This is a genomic window from Pseudomonas sp. AB39(2026), from assembly GCF_059831485.1.
The window spans coordinates 2,171,840-2,189,331 of the sequence record NZ_CP195212.1 but is presented as its reverse complement, the minus strand read 5'-3'; the positions used below and the strand labels follow the sequence as shown (position 1 = coordinate 2,189,331).

At 60.2% G+C, this 17,492-nt stretch carries 15 protein-coding genes; 11 read left to right on the top strand and 4 right to left on the bottom strand.

The genetic code is table 11. The annotated features are described in order from the left end of the window. Positions 1 to 3: 3 nt before the first annotated feature. The 9 genes from pilW (at position 4) to ACSAMW_RS09880 (ending at position 9,609) form a co-directional block, all read left to right on the top strand. Positions 4 to 765 carry a type IV pilus biogenesis/stability protein PilW gene (pilW, locus tag ACSAMW_RS09920; RefSeq protein WP_168084448.1) on the top strand — a complete coding sequence of 254 codons (762 nt, stop codon included), beginning with the start codon at positions 4 to 6 and terminating at the stop codon, positions 763 to 765. After that, positions 762 to 1,793, top strand: a complete 1,032-nt coding sequence (locus ACSAMW_RS09915; RefSeq protein WP_500593778.1) for a RodZ domain-containing protein — start codon at positions 762 to 764, stop codon at positions 1,791 to 1,793. The genes pilW and ACSAMW_RS09915 overlap by 4 nt, the downstream gene beginning before the upstream one ends. 4 nt (positions 1,794 to 1,797) lie before the next feature. After that, complete coding sequence (gene ispG, locus ACSAMW_RS09910) at positions 1,798 to 2,907, top strand: flavodoxin-dependent (E)-4-hydroxy-3-methylbut-2-enyl-diphosphate synthase (protein WP_500593777.1); 1,110 nt, start codon at positions 1,798 to 1,800, stop codon at positions 2,905 to 2,907. Between the two features lie 21 nt (positions 2,908 to 2,928). Then, positions 2,929 to 4,215: a histidine--tRNA ligase gene (hisS, locus tag ACSAMW_RS09905; protein WP_500593776.1), complete on the top strand. Its 1,287-nt coding sequence runs from the start codon at positions 2,929 to 2,931 to the stop codon at positions 4,213 to 4,215. Between the two features lie 48 nt (positions 4,216 to 4,263). Then, positions 4,264 to 4,905 (top strand): YfgM family protein, encoded by a 642-nt coding sequence (locus ACSAMW_RS09900; RefSeq protein ID WP_500593775.1) that lies wholly within the window; start codon positions 4,264 to 4,266, stop codon positions 4,903 to 4,905. Continuing rightward, a complete protein-coding gene (gene bamB, locus ACSAMW_RS09895; RefSeq protein ID WP_500593774.1) occupies positions 4,898 to 6,049 on the top strand; it encodes an outer membrane protein assembly factor BamB in 1,152 nt (383 codons plus the stop codon). Before ACSAMW_RS09900 ends, bamB begins: the two co-directional genes overlap by 8 nt. A gap of 116 nt (positions 6,050 to 6,165) precedes the next feature. After that, complete coding sequence (gene der / locus ACSAMW_RS09890) at positions 6,166 to 7,629, top strand: ribosome biogenesis GTPase Der (protein ID WP_500593773.1); 1,464 nt, start codon at positions 6,166 to 6,168, stop codon at positions 7,627 to 7,629. A gap of 52 nt (positions 7,630 to 7,681) precedes the next feature. After that, entirely contained in the window at positions 7,682 to 8,830 is a 1,149-nt protein-coding gene (locus tag ACSAMW_RS09885; RefSeq protein ID WP_500593772.1) for a pyridoxal phosphate-dependent aminotransferase, read from the top strand. Further along, positions 8,818 to 9,609, top strand: a complete 792-nt coding sequence (locus ACSAMW_RS09880) for an amidohydrolase (protein WP_500593771.1) — start codon at positions 8,818 to 8,820, stop codon at positions 9,607 to 9,609. Before ACSAMW_RS09885 ends, ACSAMW_RS09880 begins: the two co-directional genes overlap by 13 nt. 401 nt (positions 9,610 to 10,010) lie before the next feature. On the opposite strand, the gene leuA is transcribed toward ACSAMW_RS09880, so the two are convergent. The 4 genes from leuA to xseA all read right to left on the bottom strand — a co-directional run bounded on the left by leuA (position 10,011) and on the right by xseA (position 15,254). Next, on the bottom strand, positions 10,011 to 11,681 hold the full coding sequence (gene leuA / locus ACSAMW_RS09875; RefSeq protein WP_168084439.1) for a 2-isopropylmalate synthase: 1,671 nt from the start codon (positions 11,679 to 11,681) through the stop codon (positions 10,011 to 10,013). Between the two features lie 399 nt (positions 11,682 to 12,080). Further along, positions 12,081 to 12,932, bottom strand: a complete 852-nt coding sequence (locus ACSAMW_RS09870; RefSeq protein WP_500593770.1) for an RHS repeat-associated core domain-containing protein — start codon at positions 12,930 to 12,932, stop codon at positions 12,081 to 12,083. A gap of 112 nt (positions 12,933 to 13,044) precedes the next feature. After that, positions 13,045 to 13,872 (bottom strand): peptidoglycan DD-metalloendopeptidase family protein, encoded by an 828-nt coding sequence (locus ACSAMW_RS09865; protein WP_500593769.1) that lies wholly within the window; start codon positions 13,870 to 13,872, stop codon positions 13,045 to 13,047. A 2-nt stretch (positions 13,873 to 13,874) separates the two neighbouring features. Then, on the bottom strand, positions 13,875 to 15,254 hold the full coding sequence (gene xseA / locus ACSAMW_RS09860) for an exodeoxyribonuclease VII large subunit (protein ID WP_500593768.1): 1,380 nt from the start codon (positions 15,252 to 15,254) through the stop codon (positions 13,875 to 13,877). 85 nt (positions 15,255 to 15,339) lie between these two features. Here xseA and ACSAMW_RS09855 point away from each other — a divergent pair, with 85 nt between their 5' ends. Both ACSAMW_RS09855 and guaB read left to right on the top strand, forming a co-directional pair. Then, on the top strand, positions 15,340 to 15,888 hold the full coding sequence (locus ACSAMW_RS09855) for a sugar ABC transporter ATPase (RefSeq protein ID WP_500593767.1): 549 nt from the start codon (positions 15,340 to 15,342) through the stop codon (positions 15,886 to 15,888). A gap of 78 nt (positions 15,889 to 15,966) precedes the next feature. Further along, the gene (guaB, locus tag ACSAMW_RS09850) at positions 15,967 to 17,436 is read left to right on the top strand and encodes an IMP dehydrogenase (RefSeq protein ID WP_168084435.1); all 1,470 of its coding nucleotides are present in this window, start codon (positions 15,967 to 15,969) and stop codon (positions 17,434 to 17,436) included. Positions 17,437 to 17,492: the final 56 nt, after the last annotated feature.

Below are 17,492 nucleotides of genomic sequence, written 5' to 3'. Positions count from 1 at the left end.
TCGATGACCTTGCGCAGCGCACCTCTGATTTTCCTGTTGCTGGTGCTCACTGGTTGTGTGACCACAGGCAAGGTGAACCCCATGGATACCCGCCAGGGGCGGGAGCAGGCACGCGATGCCTATATCCAGTTGGGGTTAGGCTACCTGCAGCAGGGCGATACCGAGCGCGCCAAGGTTCCGCTCAAGAAGGCGCTTGAACTGGACAGCAGCAATGCCGATGCAAGCGCAGCCCTGGCCCTGGTGTTCCAGGCCGAGGGTGAAACGGCCCTTGCCGAGGAGCAGTTTGGCAAGGCGTTGTCCTCACGCCCTGGCGATGCGCGCATATTGAATAACTACGGTGGTTTTTTATACGCGCAAAAACGCTACAAGGACGCTTACGAAAAATTCCAGCAAGCGTCTGCCGATGCCCTCTACCCTGAACGCTCAAGAGTGTTCGAAAACATGGGGATCACGGCACTGATGCTAGGTAACAAGGATGAAGCCCGGCAATTGCTGGACAGGGCTTTGCGGTTGAATCGCCAGCAACCTCGCGCATTGCTCGAAATGGCTCAGTTGTCCTATGAAGCACAGCAATATGTGCCTGCACGCGATTACTATGAGCGCTTCAGCCAGCTGAGCGAGCAGAATGCGCGCAGTTTGTTATTAGGCACGCGGCTGGCCAAGCTATTTGACGACAAGAACCGGGCGGCCAGTTATGGTCTGCAATTGAAAAGACTCTATCCCGGTACGCCGGAATATCAGCAATACCTGTCGGAGCAAAGATGAAAGCGGCGCATCCCGAAGTAGCAGCAGCGGCTCGCACCAATCCCGGCGAAACCTTGCGACAGGCCCGTGAAAGCAGAAACTGGTCGTTGCAGGAAGTCGCCGCGCGGTTGAACCTCACCACTACCTCTCTGACCAACCTGGAGTCTGGTGCTTTCGAACGGCTGCCAGGGCATACGTTCTCGCGGGGCTACATTCGCGCCTATGCCAAGTTGCTGGGCATGGATCAGACCCCCCTCGTCCAAGCCTTTGACCATTACACCGGTACAAATGCCCAAGGCGCCGCCGTGCATGGGCTAGGGCGCATTGAGGAACCGGTGCGGCTGTCTCATAACATTCTGCGTATCGTGAGCCTGTTGCTTCTGGTGCTGGTGATTGGCGGCGGCTTCCTCTGGTGGCAGGACCAAAACGCTTCCCGCGGGCGTGACCAGGCCGGTACGGCCATGGAGCACGTTGAAGTGGAGAGCGCAGACGGCACGACGCAAATCCACCCTATCGATGAGCCGGAAGACCGTGCGGTAAGCGATAGCCAGGTAGCACCTGCGCCGGACACCTCCACTTCGGAGGCCCCCGTGGCGTCGAGTACAGGTTCAACGGCGGGTTCCGCCTCTGCGCCTGCTGCAACCCCAACAGCGCCGCCCCTGGCTACCACCCATTCATCCACGCCAGCAGCCACGGCTTCTGCACCCGCCATTGCGCAGCCGACTGTACCTGCTACTACGCCGGCTACCGTGCCGGGTACCGCGCCAAGTGCTGCAGCAACCTCTGAACCTACAGCGCCTGCTGCCGGCCAGGGCCAGGTGCAGATCCAGTTTGTCGCTGACTGCTGGACCCAGGTGACAGACGCCACCGGCAAGGTGCTGAGCAGCGGCCTCAAGCGCAAGGGTGACAGCCTGGATGTTAACGGCAAGCCACCTTTTCAAGTACGCCTGGGCTTTGCCCGCGGCGCACAGGTCACTTACAACGGCGCAGCCGTCAATGTGGCACCCTTCACCTCGGGCGAAACCGCTCGCCTGAAACTGGGGCAATAACACCATGCACGGCGAATCACCCATCAAACGTCGCGAGTCCCGGAAGATCTGGGTAGGCTCGGTCCCGGTAGGCGGCGACGCACCCATCGCGGTGCAAAGCATGACCAATACGGACACCCTGGACGTGCTGTCCACTGTCGCCCAGATCGCTCGGTTGGAAGAAGCAGGCGCCGATATCGTGCGCGTGTCCGTGCCGGATATGGACGCCGCCGAGGCCTTCGGGAAAATCAAGCAGCTTGTGAACGTTCCTTTGGTGGCAGACATCCACTTCGATTACCGCATTGCCTTGCGGGTGGCGGAGCTGGGCGTGGACTGCCTGCGGATCAACCCTGGCAACATTGGCCGTGAAGACCGTGTGCGCGCGGTTGTGGATGCTGCCCGTGACCGGGGTATTCCCATCCGTATTGGCGTGAACGCCGGTTCTTTGGAAAAAGACCTTCAGAAGAAATACGGCGAACCTACGCCAGAGGCTTTGGTAGAGTCTGCCCTGCGTCATGTGGAGCACTTGGACCGGCTGGATTTCCAAGACTTCAAAGTGAGCGTGAAAGCCTCTGACGTGTTCATGGCCGTAGCGGCCTACCGCCAGCTGGCAACGCAAATCGTTCAGCCCCTCCACTTGGGTATCACCGAAGCGGGCGGCCTGCGTTCCGGTACGGTGAAGTCCTCGGTAGGGCTGGGCATGCTGCTGATGGATGGCATCGGCGACACCATCCGTATTTCCCTGGCAGCAGACCCGGTGGAAGAGGTGAAGGTCGGCTACGACATTCTCAAGTCGCTGCGCCTGCGTTCCCGCGGTATAAATTTCATCGCATGCCCCAGCTGTTCACGTCAGAACTTCGACGTGGTGAAAACCATGAACGAACTCGAAGGGCGGCTGGAGGACCTGCTGGTTCCCATGGATGTGGCGGTTATCGGGTGCGTGGTGAATGGGCCCGGCGAAGCCAAGGAAGCCCATATCGGGCTGACGGGGGGTACACCTAACCTGGTCTACATCGACGGCAAGCCTGCGCAGAAACTGACCAACGACAACCTGGTAGAGCAGCTGGAGCGGCTGATTCGCCACAAGGCGGCGGAAAAAGCCGAGGCCGATGCGGCGCTGATCGCCCGCGGCTAATCAATTCGTTAAGGACACACCGTGACAAAGTCTCTGCAAGCCATTCGTGGCATGAATGACATCCTGCCCGAGCAGACGCCGCTGTGGCGCTACTTTGAAGGCACCGTGGCGGGCCTGCTCGATGGCTATGGCTACCGCCAGATTCGCATGCCTATCGTTGAATTCACCGAGTTGTTCAAGCGCTCCATTGGTGAAGTGACCGACATCGTCGAAAAGGAGATGTATACCTTCGAAGACCGCAATGGTGATTCCCTCACCTTGCGCCCTGAAGGTACGGCCGCCTGTGTACGCGCCGTGCTCGAGCACGGCATCACAGGCAGTGGCCAGCCACAGAAGCTGTGGTACATCGGCCCCATGTTTCGCCATGAACGCCCACAGAAGGGGCGTTACCGCCAGTTTCACCAGATCGGCGTAGAAGTGTTCAACCTGACCGGCCCGGACATCGACGCTGAGCTTATACTGCTCACCTGGCGCCTGTGGGGTGCCTTGGGCATCCGCGATGCCGTGACCCTGGAGCTCAACAGCCTGGGCACCAGCGAAGCGCGGGCACGCTATCGTGATGCGTTGGTCGCGTTCCTGTCCGAACGCCTGGAGCAGTTGGACGAAGACAGCCAGCGCCGCCTCAAGAGCAACCCCCTGCGCATTCTTGACAGCAAAGCGCCTCAGACCCAAGCGTTGCTGGTTGATGCGCCCAAGCTGGCTGACTACCTGGACGACGAATCCCGTGTGCACTTCGACGGGCTGAAGGCACGCCTGGAGGCGGCGGGTATTCCTTATGTGATCAATCCCAAATTGGTACGTGGCCTGGACTACTACTCCAAGACCGTATTTGAGTGGACAACCGACAAGCTTGGTGCGCAAGGCACCGTCTGTGCCGGTGGCCGTTACGATGGCCTCGTCGAGCAGATGGGCGGCAGGCCCACGCCAGGCGTAGGGTTCGCCATGGGGATCGAGCGGTTGATCCTGCTGCTGGAAACCCTGGAGCAGGTGCCCGATGCGCTGGCGCGCCAAGTGGACGTGTACCTCTGTGCCATTGGCGAGGCGGCTGAGCTGGCAGCGCTTACCTTGTCCGAACAGTTACGCGATCAGGTTCCAGGCCTGCGGCTACAGGTGAATGCGGGTAGTGGCAGTTTCAAGAGCCAGTTCAAGAAGGCTGACAAAAGCGGCGCGCTCTATGCCTTGGTGCTGGGGGAGGACGAGCTGGCCCAAGAGGTGATAGGGTTCAAACCCCTGCGCGGCCAGGGCGAACAACAGAATATTGCCTGGGGCGCGCTGGCCGGACATCTCGCCAGCGCCTTGCAGGCCTGATCAACTGCCCCCTTGGGCATGACGTTTATAAAACACAGGAGTATTGGGGTGTCGGGTAGCGATGATGAACAGGTCGTCCAGTTGAAGGACTGGTGGCAGCGCAACGGCAAGCCCTTGGTGACCGGTGGCCTGATCGCACTGGTCGTGGTCTTTGGCTGGCAGGGTTGGCAGAGGTACCAAGGCAGCCAGGCTCAAGGGGCGTCGAACCTTTACCAGCAGCTGCTTGAAACCGTCCTGGTGCCAGGTGGCAAGCCGGAGCAGGCTAAGGTGGATTACCTGGCAGGCGAACTGGACAAGAACTACGCCGGCACCGCTTACGCTCAGTATGGCAAGCTGTTCCAGGCCAAAGTGAATGCAGACGCCGGCCGCCCAGACGCGGCGGCTGGTCAGTTGCAGGCTGTGATCGACAAGCCTGCCGATGCTGCCTTGGGCGAGATCGCTCGGGAGCGGCTGTCGCAAGTACTGGCAGCCCAAGGCAAAGCCGAGGACGCGCTCAAGTTGCTCGATGGCGAGGCTGACAAAGCCTTCGTGGCCAGCCGGGAAGAGCTGCGTGGCGACCTGCTGGTAAAACTGGGCCGCGCCGATGACGCCGCTGCGGCGTACCGCAAGGCCAAGGCTGCACTGGCCGATGATGCCGCCGTAGGCGACCTCCAACTCAAGCTGGATGACCTGGCCAAAGGGGATGCGTGACGTGATTCGATGGAAACAGGCGGTATTGCTGGCCCTGGCCGTGACGGTGGTAGGCTGCAGCAGCAACAGCAACAAGGAATTGCCTCCCGCAGAGCTGACCGATTTCAAGGAAGAGGTCACCTTGAGTAAAGTGTGGAGCGAGTCCATTGGCGACGGCCAAGGCAAGACCTACAACATGCTGGTGCCAGCAGTAGAGAGCAACACGATCTATGCCGCTGACACCCAAGGCATCATTAAGGCCATGGACCGCATGAACGGCAACGTTCAGTGGAAAAAGGACATGGAAATGCCCATTTCCGGCGCCGTGGGCGTGGGCAGTGGGATGGTCATGTTCGGAACCCTGCGCGGTGACATCGTGGCGCTAGACGCAGCTAACGGTGAAGAGCGCTGGCGCGCCCATGTAAAAGCCGAGGTGCTGGCACCGCCTGCTACCAACGGTGACGTGGTCGTCATCCAGACTCAGGACGACCGCCTGGTAGGCCTGGATGCCAGCAATGGCAACCAATTGTGGGTGTATGACAGCACCCCGGCCGTTCTCACATTGCGTGGCACCAGCGCGCCGCTGGTCACCAATCAGCTAGCCGTGGCAGGGTTGTCCACCGGCAAGGTAGTCGCACTGGACGTTCGAAACGGCACTCCTGTTTGGGAAACCCGTGTGGCGATCCCCCAGGGCCGTTCGGAACTGGACCGGGTAGTGGATATCGATGGCGGCCTGCTGCTGTCGGGCGGCACGCTGTATGTGTCTACCTACCAAGGCCGCATGGCCGGGCTGGAACTGGAAAGCGGCCGAGTGCTGTGGCAGCGTGACGCGTCCAGCTACGCGGGCGTGGCCCAAGGCTTTGGCAGTGTGTATGTGGCCGAGGCCTCGGGTACGGTAGAGGGCGTTGATGAACGTTCCACTACCGCCCTGTGGAGCAACGACCAGTTGGCACGCCGCCAGCTAACGGCGCCGGAAGTGTTCTCCAGCTATGTGGCCGTGGGCGACATGGAAGGCTACCTGCACTTGCTCAGCCAGGTAGACGGCCGGTTCGTAGGCCGTACCAAAATAGACGGCGACGGCTTGCGTGCTCGTCCGCTGGTGGTAGGCGACATGCTGTACGTGTATGCAAACAGCGGCAAGCTGGAGGCGCTGACCCTCAAGTAATGCTTGCTATGCTTGGGGCACAGTGCCCCAAGCACGCGGGGTGATCCCGCATTCGTTGATGGCCGCTGCCCCCGCAGCGGCCTTTGCCTTTCTGAAATTGCAACGTGGAGAGCCGCATGGTTCCCGTAATCGCCTTGGTGGGCCGCCCTAACGTGGGCAAGTCCACCATGTTCAACCGCCTCACCAAAAGCCGCGACGCTATTGTGGGCGACCTCTCTGGCCTCACCCGCGATCGCCAGTACAGCGAGGCGGTATGGCAGGGCCGTACCTATATCGTGATCGATACCGGTGGTATCACCGGCGACGAAGCGGGCATGGATGAAAAAATGGCCGAGCAATCCTTGCTGGCCATTGAAGAAGCCGACCTTGTGATGTTCATGGTGGATGCCCGCGCCGGTTTCACCGCGGCTGACCAGATGATTGCCGAACACCTGCGCAAGCGGAACAAGCGTTCGCTGCTGGTGGCCAACAAGGTCGACAACATTGACCCAGAAATGGCCCGGGCGGAATTCGCGCCTTTGGGCATGGGTAACGCGATTCCTGTGGCCGCCTCCCAGGGCCGCGGCATGAACGCGCTGCTGGAAACCGCACTGGGCGAGTACCCCCGTGATCCAGTGGACGACGAGTTCAACCAGAACGTGGCCGAGGGCGAGGAGCCGGTTCGTATACCCGGCCCAAGCGAAAAGGATGGCGTGAAGATCGCTATCATTGGCCGCCCCAACGTAGGCAAGTCCACGCTGGTCAACCGTATGCTGGGTGAAGAAAGGGTTATCACCTACGATGAGCCCGGCACTACCCGTGACAGCATCTACATCCCGTTCGAGCGGGATGGGGACAAGTACACCTTCATCGACACGGCCGGTGTGCGCAAGCGCGGCAAGATCCATGAAGAGGTGGAGAAGTTCTCGGTCGTTAAAACCCTTCAGGCCATCAAGGACGCCAACGTGGTGATCTTTGTGATGGACGCTCGCGAAGGCGTGGTGGACCACGACCTGAACCTGCTGGGCTTTGCGCTGGAAGCGGGGCGTGCCATCGTGATTGCCCTGAACAAATGGGACGGTATGGAGCCGGGCGAGCGCGAGTATGTGAAAACCGAGCTGCAACGCCGGTTGTTCTTCGTAGACTTCGCAGACATCCACTTCATTTCTGCCTTGCACGGCACGGGCGTCGGGAACCTGTATGGGTCGGTCCAGGCAGCGTTCAAGTCTGCCATCACGCGTTGGCCAACCAGCCGCCTTACGCAAATCCTGGAAGACGCCGTAGGCGATCACCAGCCGCCCATGGTCAATGGCCGCCGGATCAAGTTGCGATATGCCCACTTGGGTGGTGCGAACCCGCCGCTGATCGTGATCCATGGTAACCAGGTAGATAAAGTACCCAAGTCGTATACCCGCTTCTTGGAAAATACCTACCGCCGTGTGTTGAAGCTGGTGGGCACGCCCATTCGCATCGAATACAAGGGCGGCGAGAACCCGTACGAAGGCAACAAGAACACGCTGACTGACCGCCAGGTCAACAAGAAACGGCGTTTGATGTCGCACCATAAGAAGGCTGAGAAGAAGCGCAAAGACAAGCGCTGATGGGCTATCCTGCGCCTTCGCCCGATCCATGGGCGCAGGCCAGGGGACCCAGATGATCGTTAGCAAACTGCCAAATGTTGGCACTACCATCTTCACCACCATGTCGCAGCTCGCTACGCAAACCGGCGCGTTGAACCTCAGCCAGGGCTTTCCTGATTTCGATGGGCCACTGGCGCTGCGCGAAGCCGTGGCGCGGCATGTGATGGACGGGCACAACCAGTATTCCCCCATGACCGGCCTGCCAGCTTTGCGCGAGCAGGTGGCAGCCAAGATTGCCCGCACCTATGGCGCCTCGGTAAGCCCTGACGCTGAAATCACCATTACCCCTGGCGCCACCGAGGCCATCTTCTGCGCGGTTCAGGCGGTGGTGCGGCCGGGTGATGAAGTGATCGTGTTTGACCCGGTGTATGACAGTTATGAACCGTCCGTGGAGCTGGCGGGCGGCCGATGTATTCATGTGCAACTCAACCCGGATACTTTTGCCATTGATTGGGACCGGCTGACGGCGGCGCTGAGCCCCCGTACCCGCCTGATTATGCTTAATAGCCCCCACAACCCCAGCGGTGCCTTAGTCAGCCCCGAGGACCTGGACCGCCTTGCAGCACTAGTGGAGGCGCGCGGGTTGTACCTCATCAGTGATGAGGTTTATGAGCACCTGGTGTACGACGGTGTGCGCCATGCCAGTGTGCTGGCCCATCCAGGGTTGTACTCGCATGCCTTTGTGGTCAGCTCCTTTGGCAAGACCTACCACGTGACAGGCTGGAAAACCGGCTATGTGGTCGCACCGCCAGCGCTGACCGCCGAGCTGCGCAAGGTTCACCAGTACGTCAACTTCTGTGGCGTGACCCCGCTGCAATGGGGGCTTGCGGACTACATGGCTGCCCACCCGGAACACGTGGATGAGCTCCCCGCGTTTTACCAAGCCAAGCGTGACCTGTTCTGCGACCTGCTGGACCATTCGCGTTTTACCTTCACCCGCACATCGGGCACCTATTTCCAGGTCGTGGATTACAGCGCTATTCGGCCAGACCTGAATGATGTGGACATGTCCTTGTGGCTGACCTCCGAGCATGGCGTGGCGACTATCCCAATTTCAGTGTTTTACCAAGTGCCTGCAGAAGGGCAGCGGCTGGTACGCCTGTGCTTTGCCAAGCAAGAAGCGACCTTGCGGGCAGCGGCGGAGAAACTATGCGCGATCTGAATGACCTGCCCGACCTGAAGCTGGCCTTGGTACAAAGTGACCTGACCTGGCACAACCGTGAAGCAAACCTGATGCGCTTTGCAGCATTACTGCAGCAGGCAAAGGGTGCAGACCTGGTGGTATTGCCTGAGATGTTTACCACCGGTTTTTCAATGGCGTCAGCCAGCCTGGCAGAACCTGAGCAGGGGCCGACTCAGGCTTGGTTATGCGAGCAGGCCGCGCAGTTGAATGCAGTGGTCACGGGCAGCGTGATTGTTCAGGCCCAAGACGGCACGTATCGGAATCGCCTGTTATGGGCGCGGCCAGACGGTACTGTGCTGTATTACGACAAGCGACACTTGTTTCGCATGGCAGGCGAACACGAGCATTACGCAGCAGGCGAACGCCAGGTACGGCTAGAGCTGAAGGGATGGCGTATTCGCCCGCTGATCTGCTACGACCTTCGGTTTCCAGTGTGGAGCCGGGATGCTGAGAACACAGACCTGCTGCTGTACACCGCCAACTGGCCCGGCGCCCGTCGCCAGCATTGGAACCGGCTGCTACCGGCCCGCGCCATTGAAAACCTGTGCTATGTGGCCGCAATCAACCGAGTGGGCTCGGATGGGAAGGGCCATGCCTACAGCGGCGATAGCCAGGCGCTGGATTTCCAGGGTGAAACGCTGCTCAACGCAGGCAATGCCGAAGGCGTGTTTCACGTAAGCTTGAGCAGCGCCAATTTGGCGGCCTACCGTACCCGCTTCCCGGCACACCTGGATGCGGATGGTTTCGAGCTGTCCTGAGTCGCGGTGCAAGGCGCTTTGGGCAGCTTGCCTGTGTGGGAGTCTGCGCAGCGGGCGAAATAAACGTTCGCAGGCTGGCGCCTACTCCCACAAGGCCAATGCCGTGGGTGTGCTCAAGGCAGAGGCCTGTGTGAGAACCTGCAGAGCGGGCGAAATGATTGTTCGCAGGCTGGCGCCTACTCCCACAAGGCCAATGCCGTGGGTGTGCTCAAGGCAGAGGCCTGTGTGAGAACCTGCAGAGCGGGCGAAATGATTGTTCGCAGGCTGGCGCCTACTTGCACAAGGCCAATGCCGTGGGTGTGTTCAGGGCAGAGGCCTGTGTGGGAGCCTGCGCAGCGGGCGAAATGAATATTCGCAAGCTAGCGCCTACTCCTACGAAGCCAATGCCGGGGTTGTGTTGCTTATGCTGCCTGTGCCGCCCGCTGGCTCAGCGAACGGTTCAACGCACTGAACAACGCCTTGAAACTGGCCGTAGTGATGTTTTCGTCTATCCCTATGCCGTGCACCGGCCGCTCACCGGCCACCCGCAGCTCGATGTAGGCCGCCGCCTTGGCATTGGTGCCGGAACTGATGGCGTGCTCGTTGTAGTCCATGATTTCCACAGCCACGGGCAAGCAGCCCACCAAGGCTTCCAGCGCGCCGTTGCCTTTGCCTTTCCAGTGCAGGGTTTCGCCGTCGCTGCTGATCTCCACGAATACCTGGCTGTTACCGTTCTCTTCAGTTAACCGATGGCTGACCAACGCGTAGGGGAGGTTGGCCTGCAGGTATTCCTTCTGCAACAGCTTGTAAATTTGCTCGGCGGTCATTTCCAGGCCCAGGCGGTCGGTTTCGCCCTGTACCACTTGGCTAAACTCGATCTGCATGCGGCGTGGCAGGCTGATGCCGTATTCCTGTTCCAGCAGGTAGGTGATCCCACCCTTGCCCGACTGGCTGTTCACGCGAATAACCGCTTCATAGCTACGGCCAATATCGGCAGGGTCAATCGGCAGGTACGGTACTTCCCATACAGCGCCTTCCTGCTGCTGGGTAAGGCCCTTACGAATAGCATCCTGGTGGGAACCGGAGAATGCGGTGTGTACCAGGTCGCCCACGTAGGGGTGGCGCGGGTGAACAGGCAACTGGTTGCATTCTTCGACCACCTTGCGCACGCCGTCGATGTCCGAAAAGTCCAGTTGAGGGTTGATGCCCTGGGTATAGAGGTTCAGGCCTAAGGTAACCAAGTCCACGTTGCCGGTACGTTCGCCATTGCCGAACAGGCAGCCTTCGACGCGGTCGGCACCCGCCATAAGGCCCAATTCAGTCGCTGCCACGCCGGTGCCGCGGTCGTTGTGGGTATGCAGGCTGATCAGCACGCTGTCCCGACGGTTTACGTTGCGGCAGAACCACTCGATCTGGTCGGCGTACACGTTGGGTGTGGACACTTCTACCGTGGCGGGCAGGTTAAGGATGATCTTGTGCTCAGGCGTTGGGTTCCAGACCTCAATCACTGCGTCGCACACTTCCTTGGCAAATTCCAGCTCGGTGGCACTGAAAGTTTCCGGTGAATACTGGAAGGTCCACTGAGTGTCCGGTTGCTGAGCGGCGTATTTCACGAACAGCTTGGCCGCGCTGACCGCGATTTCCTTCACACCGGCCTTGTCCTGGTTGAACACAATGCGGCGGAAAGAAGGGCAGGTGGCGTTGTACAGGTGCACGATGGCTTTCTTGGCACCACGCAGGGATTCGAACGTGCGCGCGATCAGGTCTTCACGGGCCTGGGTCAGCACCTGGATGGTGGTGTCCTCGGGCACGTGGCCATCTTCGATCAGGGTACGGATGAAGTCGAAATCAGTCTGCGATGCCGATGGGAAGGCCGCTTCGATTTCTTTTACGCCAACCTTGACCAGGGTTTTCCAGAACCGCAGCTTTTTCTCGGCGTCCATGGGTTCGATCAGCGACTGGTTGCCGTCCCGCAAGTCCGAGCTGCACCAGATGGGCGCTTCGGTAATGGCCTTTGAAGGCCAGGTACGGTCGGGCAGGTCGATAATAGGGAACGCGCGGTATTTGCTGGACGGGTCTTTGAGCATGGTCATGGGGCTAATCCTTTTGCGGCAGCGGCAATAGGCCTGCTTGGCTTCTGAATACGGTCGTTTAAAGAGGCAAGGCGCAGCGATTCAGCCCGGCAGTCGGAAGCTGACCAGGTTCAAGGTCAGGTGCTGGCGCAGCAGAATATGGGTGCGTGGGTTATTCATGGCTAGAACCCTAACCATTGCAGGGGAATATCGCAAGCGACTGAAAAAGATTGGTATAAAAACGCTGATTGAGCCGCTGTAGGCAAAAAAAATTTGTTGATCCTTAAGAAAATGGCATTTTTTTGCGCATGAATCAGTCCGCCCTGGTCTGTATTGTAGGGTCATGCCGCTGACGAGACGGACAGCTAGGTTGAGATCAATTGGCTCGCACGTGCTTTTGGCATAGCAACAGCGTTGAGATCAGTGGAGCGACGGCAACCGATCGAACCAGAATTCCGGTTGACGCGTGTGGTGCTGAACAGTAGAAATCATGCGTCGGTGTGATTGCGTTAGCATGACTTCATAGCCCTGCCTTCCCTCGTTGGTTTGGGTAATCGGGAACTCCTGTTTAAGAACACTGTGCATTATTTCTAAGCGGTTCAAAGCGCTTGCCTGATTTTGGAAGCCAGTATCTTTCCCGCGCAAATACTCCCTCGTGTCATGGGGTATATCCGCAGTCCTGTATCCCCACGAATGCAATAGCACCTCACTGGGTACATCACCGTCGGTGAGTCGAGATATGACAAAAGTTTCGGCAAATGCGGGCGCATGCCGCGCATAGTTTCCTACACGCTCAGCACGCATAGCACGCACAGCAGCTGCTTGCTCCACTCTCAGTGCATCTCTCCATGAGCGGGAAACAGAACTTAGCGCCAGTGTGCTCGAAGGGTCCAGATGCACGGCGATGTTGCGGGCCGCTTCAATGACATCGTCCAATGAGCGTGTCATAGCCATTAAAGGAACTGGCATATGCCCGGTGGGATCAGTCGCGTTCAAGGGATCGCCTGAGCAGAAGGCGTAAGCGTTCAGTCCGCCTTTTCCAAAGGGACTGAGGCTGTCAGGGGACGCAAAGCGCATAAGTGTTGGCTGATACAGGCGGTACCCATTGCCCATCAGGTATTGAGAACCTGATTCACGCCATTCACCATGCAGGCCTGGACCGCTTGGGCCAATGGACATAAAACCCCAGGGGGTGAAACGGTACCTATAACGTTCATGAGGGGAGGGAACACTGCTGCTTAGGGTATTGGCTGAGTCGGTAAGCATTAGCATGGGGTGGCCTATGAGTAGCTTTCTCAAAGCATACAGGCATGTAAGTTTCCGTTACTCCTGGCAAACCGTCAGGTTCAAAGGCCTGATCTGCTTAATCTGGACCAGTTCGTTTTCAAGGCATACCAATAAAGATCGCAGGATCAACCCGCGCATCATTCAAGCTGATATTCCAGTGCATATGGGGCCCGGTTGCCCTGCCGGTACTGCCTACACGACCCACCACCGTGCCTCGTGCAAGCACTTGACCCGAGCTCACATCGATCTTCGACATATGGCAGAACATGCTGATAAAGCCCTGGCCGTGGTCGACGAACACGGTATTGCCATTGAAGAAGTAGTTGCCTACCAAGATGACCTTGCCTGCCGCGGGCGCCCGGATGGGCGTGCCGGCTGGTACAGCGAAGTCCAGGCCTGCGTGGGGGTTGCGCTCTTCGCCATTGAAGAACCGACGTACGCCAAAGCGACTCGACAGTGGGCCATTCACGGGCTTGTCCAGCAGCAGGTTGCTGGGCGTGCTTGGGCTGAAGCTGGCATAGGCCCGGTTCTGCTCGGCCAGCTCCTTGTCGATACGGGTGAGGTCCTGAGGTTCGGGGTTCACCTGCCGTTTGTTTTTCAGCGTGATCCGTTGTTCGGGGTAGGTTTTGCTGCCGACCGTGAAGGGCACGTTACGCACATTACCGGCCTGCCGAACCTGGAGCGCCAGTGGGCCGGCCGGGGTTTTCAAAGAGATGCCGACGATGGCTCGCCAGGTTTCCTGCTCTTTCACCACGAGCACCGGTTTACCTGCCAGGGAAGCCTGCGGCGCGGTAGCGCCAGTGCCAAGGTCTACCACGGCAACGCCTCCGGGCACCGGGCGGTTCAACTGGCGCGTGAGGTAGCTGTCCGCCCAGGCGGGCAGGGTGCTAAAGGCAAGTACCGCAACACACAGCAGTCGGCGCATGGTCAATCCAGCAGGGAAAGGGTGACCGGAGCCACATGGTTATCTTCTACCCGCACGCTCAGCTCGCCTTCGCCTAAACGAGCGGTCAGGCGTTGGCCGGGTGTGGTTTGCTCGGCCCGGCGTACGGCGTGGCCCTGGCTGTCCAGCAGAATGCTGTAGCCCCGGCCCAAGGTGGCAAGGGGGCTAACGATGTTCAGGGCCTGGGCCTGGGCCTGCAAGCGAAGGCGCTCGGCGCGCAACCGTTCCTGCATCACCTTGGGTAGGCGCTGGCGGAGCTGTTCCAGCCGTTGCCCTAGCAACGCCAGGGTGCGCCCAGGGTGTTGGGCCGCCAGCCGTGCATCCAGGTGCACCAACCGTTGCTGCCGATGCTGCTGGGCGGCTGCGAAGGCGCGGCGCAGGCGCATGTCCAGGTCGTCCAGCCTTTGTGCCTGCTGGCGCAGTTTCTCGCCGGGATGGCGCAGGCGCTGGGCCAGCCCGTCCAGCCGCAGCCGGTCATGGGCCAGCCGATGCTGCATGCGCAACAGCAGGCGGCGCTGAAGGCTGGCCACCTGGCGTTGCAGGTCGTTGCTGTCCGGGGCCAGCAGCTCGGCAGCAGCTGTTGGGGTAGGGGCCCGCACGTCGGCCACGAAGTCGCTGATCGACACATCCGTTTCATGGCCAATGGCACTGACCACCGGCGTTACGCAAGCATCCACGGCCCGCGCTACCGCCTCCTCGTTGAAGCACCACAGGTCCTCCAGCGAACCCCCGCCACGGGCCAGGATGATCGCATCGAAGCCATGGCGGTCTGCCAGGCCCAGGGCACGTACGATCTGCGCAATGGCCTCGCGGCCCTGCACTGGCGTGGCAATCACGGTCAGCTCTACCTGAGGCGCACGGCGGCGGAACACGCTGATGATGTCGCGGATCACTGCACCACTGGGCGAGGTGACGATGCCGATGCGCCGGGGGTGCGCAGGCAAGGGTTGCTTGCGTTCGGCGCTGAACAGGCCTTCAGCAGTCAGTTTGTCCTTCAATGCTTCGAAAGCCAGCCGCAGCGCGCCATCCCCGGCAGGCTCGACCGTATCGAGAATCAACTGGTAGTCGCCGCGCCCTTCGAACAAGGACACCTTGCCGCGCACTTTTACCGCCAGCCCATCACGTAGAGCAGAACGCACGCGTGCCGCATTCTGACGGAAGAGGGCGCAGCGCACCTGGGCGCCGGCATCCTTCAAGGTAAAGTACACGTGCCCAGAGGCCGGCCGTGCCAGGTTGGAAAGCTCCCCCTCCACCCACACATTGCTGAACACGTCTTCGAGCAGCACCCGGGCGCGCCCGTTGAGCTGGGAGACGGTAAGGACCTGGCGATCCAGGCCGAGCCTGGCAAAGGGATCGTTATTCATGGGCCGATAATAAAGGCAACCCGGTCGGCTGTCGCGGCCACTGATGGTAGAATTGCCCACCGTTTCAACGTTGCATGGCGTTTACATGGCTTCTCAAAGCATTCTGGTTCCACAACTGTCCTCCGTACCCGGCAACGAAGGCGCCGCCAGCCTGATGTTGCGCTGGCTGGTCCACAAGAACGTAGTAGACGGCCAGGCCACTACCTGCTGCCGCGGCGGCAACGGCATGGGCTATGCCATCGCCGAGGGCGCGCGCCGTGTGGTGCGTTATCCTGAGCGGCTCCCCTTTGGCGAGAAATTCAACGGCCTGCGCATCGTCACCAAGCGCTGCATCTATACCCCGCAGCAAGGCTTTCTTGAGGAAGCAGGCTGCCCCAAATGCCAGCGCGAAGTGGGCGAGCCGCTGTTCGAGAGCCTGGACGAGTGGTACCCCGGCTTGACCGACAACTTCATGTGCCCGCTGTGTGGCTTTGAAGACGACATCAATGGTTTCCTGTTCTTGCAGCCCTGTGGGTTTTCCAACCTGGGGTTCATTTTCGAAGGCTGGAGCGAAGCCGGGTTTACCGACGCCTTCGTGCAGGACTTCGCCACGCGCCTGGACTGGCCGGTGCGCGTAGTAGACGTGCAATTGTAAGTCGCCTGTCCATTGAGCCGCAGGGCATAAACGGGTATGATGGCGCGCTTCCATTTTTCCCGCCCGGGAGCCCCCGCGATGCTGCGTATCAGCCAAGAAGCCCTGACTTTCGATGATATCCTATTGGTCCCCGGTTATTCCGAGGTCCTGCCCAATGAAGTCAGCCTCAAGACCCGTTTGACCCGTGGCATCGAACTGAATATTCCCCTGGTGTCCGCCGCCATGGATACCGTGACCGAAGCCCGCCTGGCCATTGCCATGGCACAGGAAGGCGGCATCGGTATCATTCACAAGAACATGACCGTCGAACAGCAGGCCGCGGAAGTCCGCAAGGTCAAGAAGTTCGAGGCTGGCGTGGTGAAGGACCCGATTACCATCGAAGCCGACGCCAGCGTTCGCGACCTGTTCGAGCTGACCCGCCTGCACAATATCTCGGGTGTGCCCGTGCTGCATGACGGTGACCTGGTCGGCATCGTCACCTCCCGCGACGTGCGCTTCGAGAACCGCCTGGACATCCCCGTACGTGACGTGATGACCCCACGTGACCGCTTGGTGACCGTGCGCGAAGGCGCTACCAAAGAAGAAGTCCGCCACCTGCTGCATACGCACCGGTTGGAAAAAGTGCTGATCGTAGACGCCGATTTCCAGCTCAAGGGTATGATGACCGTCAAGGACATCGAGAAGGCCAAGGCCTATCCCCTGGCCAGCAAAGACGACCAGGGCCGCCTGCGCGTAGGTGCCGCCGTGGGCACTGGCAAGGACACTGGCGAGCGGGTTGCGGCGCTGGTTGCTGCAGGCGTGGACGTGGTTGTTGTGGATACGGCGCACGGTCACTCCAAGGGCGTGATCGACCGTGTTCGCTGGGTCAAGCAGACCTTCCCACAGGTTCAGGTCATCGGCGGCAACATCGCCACTGGCGCGGCGGCACTGGCGCTGGTGGAAGCCGGCGCGGATGGTGTGAAGGTGGGCATCGGCCCAGGCTCCATCTGCACCACCCGTATCGTGGCCGGCGTGGGCGTGCCGCAGATCAGCGCCGTGGCCAATGTGGCCGAGGCCTTGAAGGGCACGGACGTGCCTCTGATCGCCGACGGGGGCATCCGCTTCTCTGGTGACCTGTCCAAGGCCGTTGTGGCCGGTGCCTACTGCGTGATGATGGGCTCCATGTTCGCTGGTACCGAAGAAGCACCGGGTGAAATCGAGCTGTTCCAGGGCCGTTCCTACAAGGCCTACCGTGGTATGGGCTCGCTGGGCGCCATGGCACAAGCCCAAGGCTCTTCGGACCGCTATTTCCAGGACTCCTCCGCTGGTGCGGAGAAGCTGGTGCCTGAGGGCATCGAAGGGCGCGTACCGTACAAGGGCGCACTGTCAGCCATCATCCATCAACTGATGGGGGGGCTGCGGTCCTCCATGGGCTACACCGGCAGCGCCAACATCCACGAGATGCGTACCGTGCCCGAGTTCGTGCGCATCACCGGTGCCGGCATGGCCGAGTCCCACGTGCATGACGTGCAGATCACCAAGGAAGCGCCGAACTACAGGGTCGGCTAACCGGTCGGCTTGCGCCGACAGCTTCCAGCTATAAGCTTCAAGCGGCAAGCTTGAGG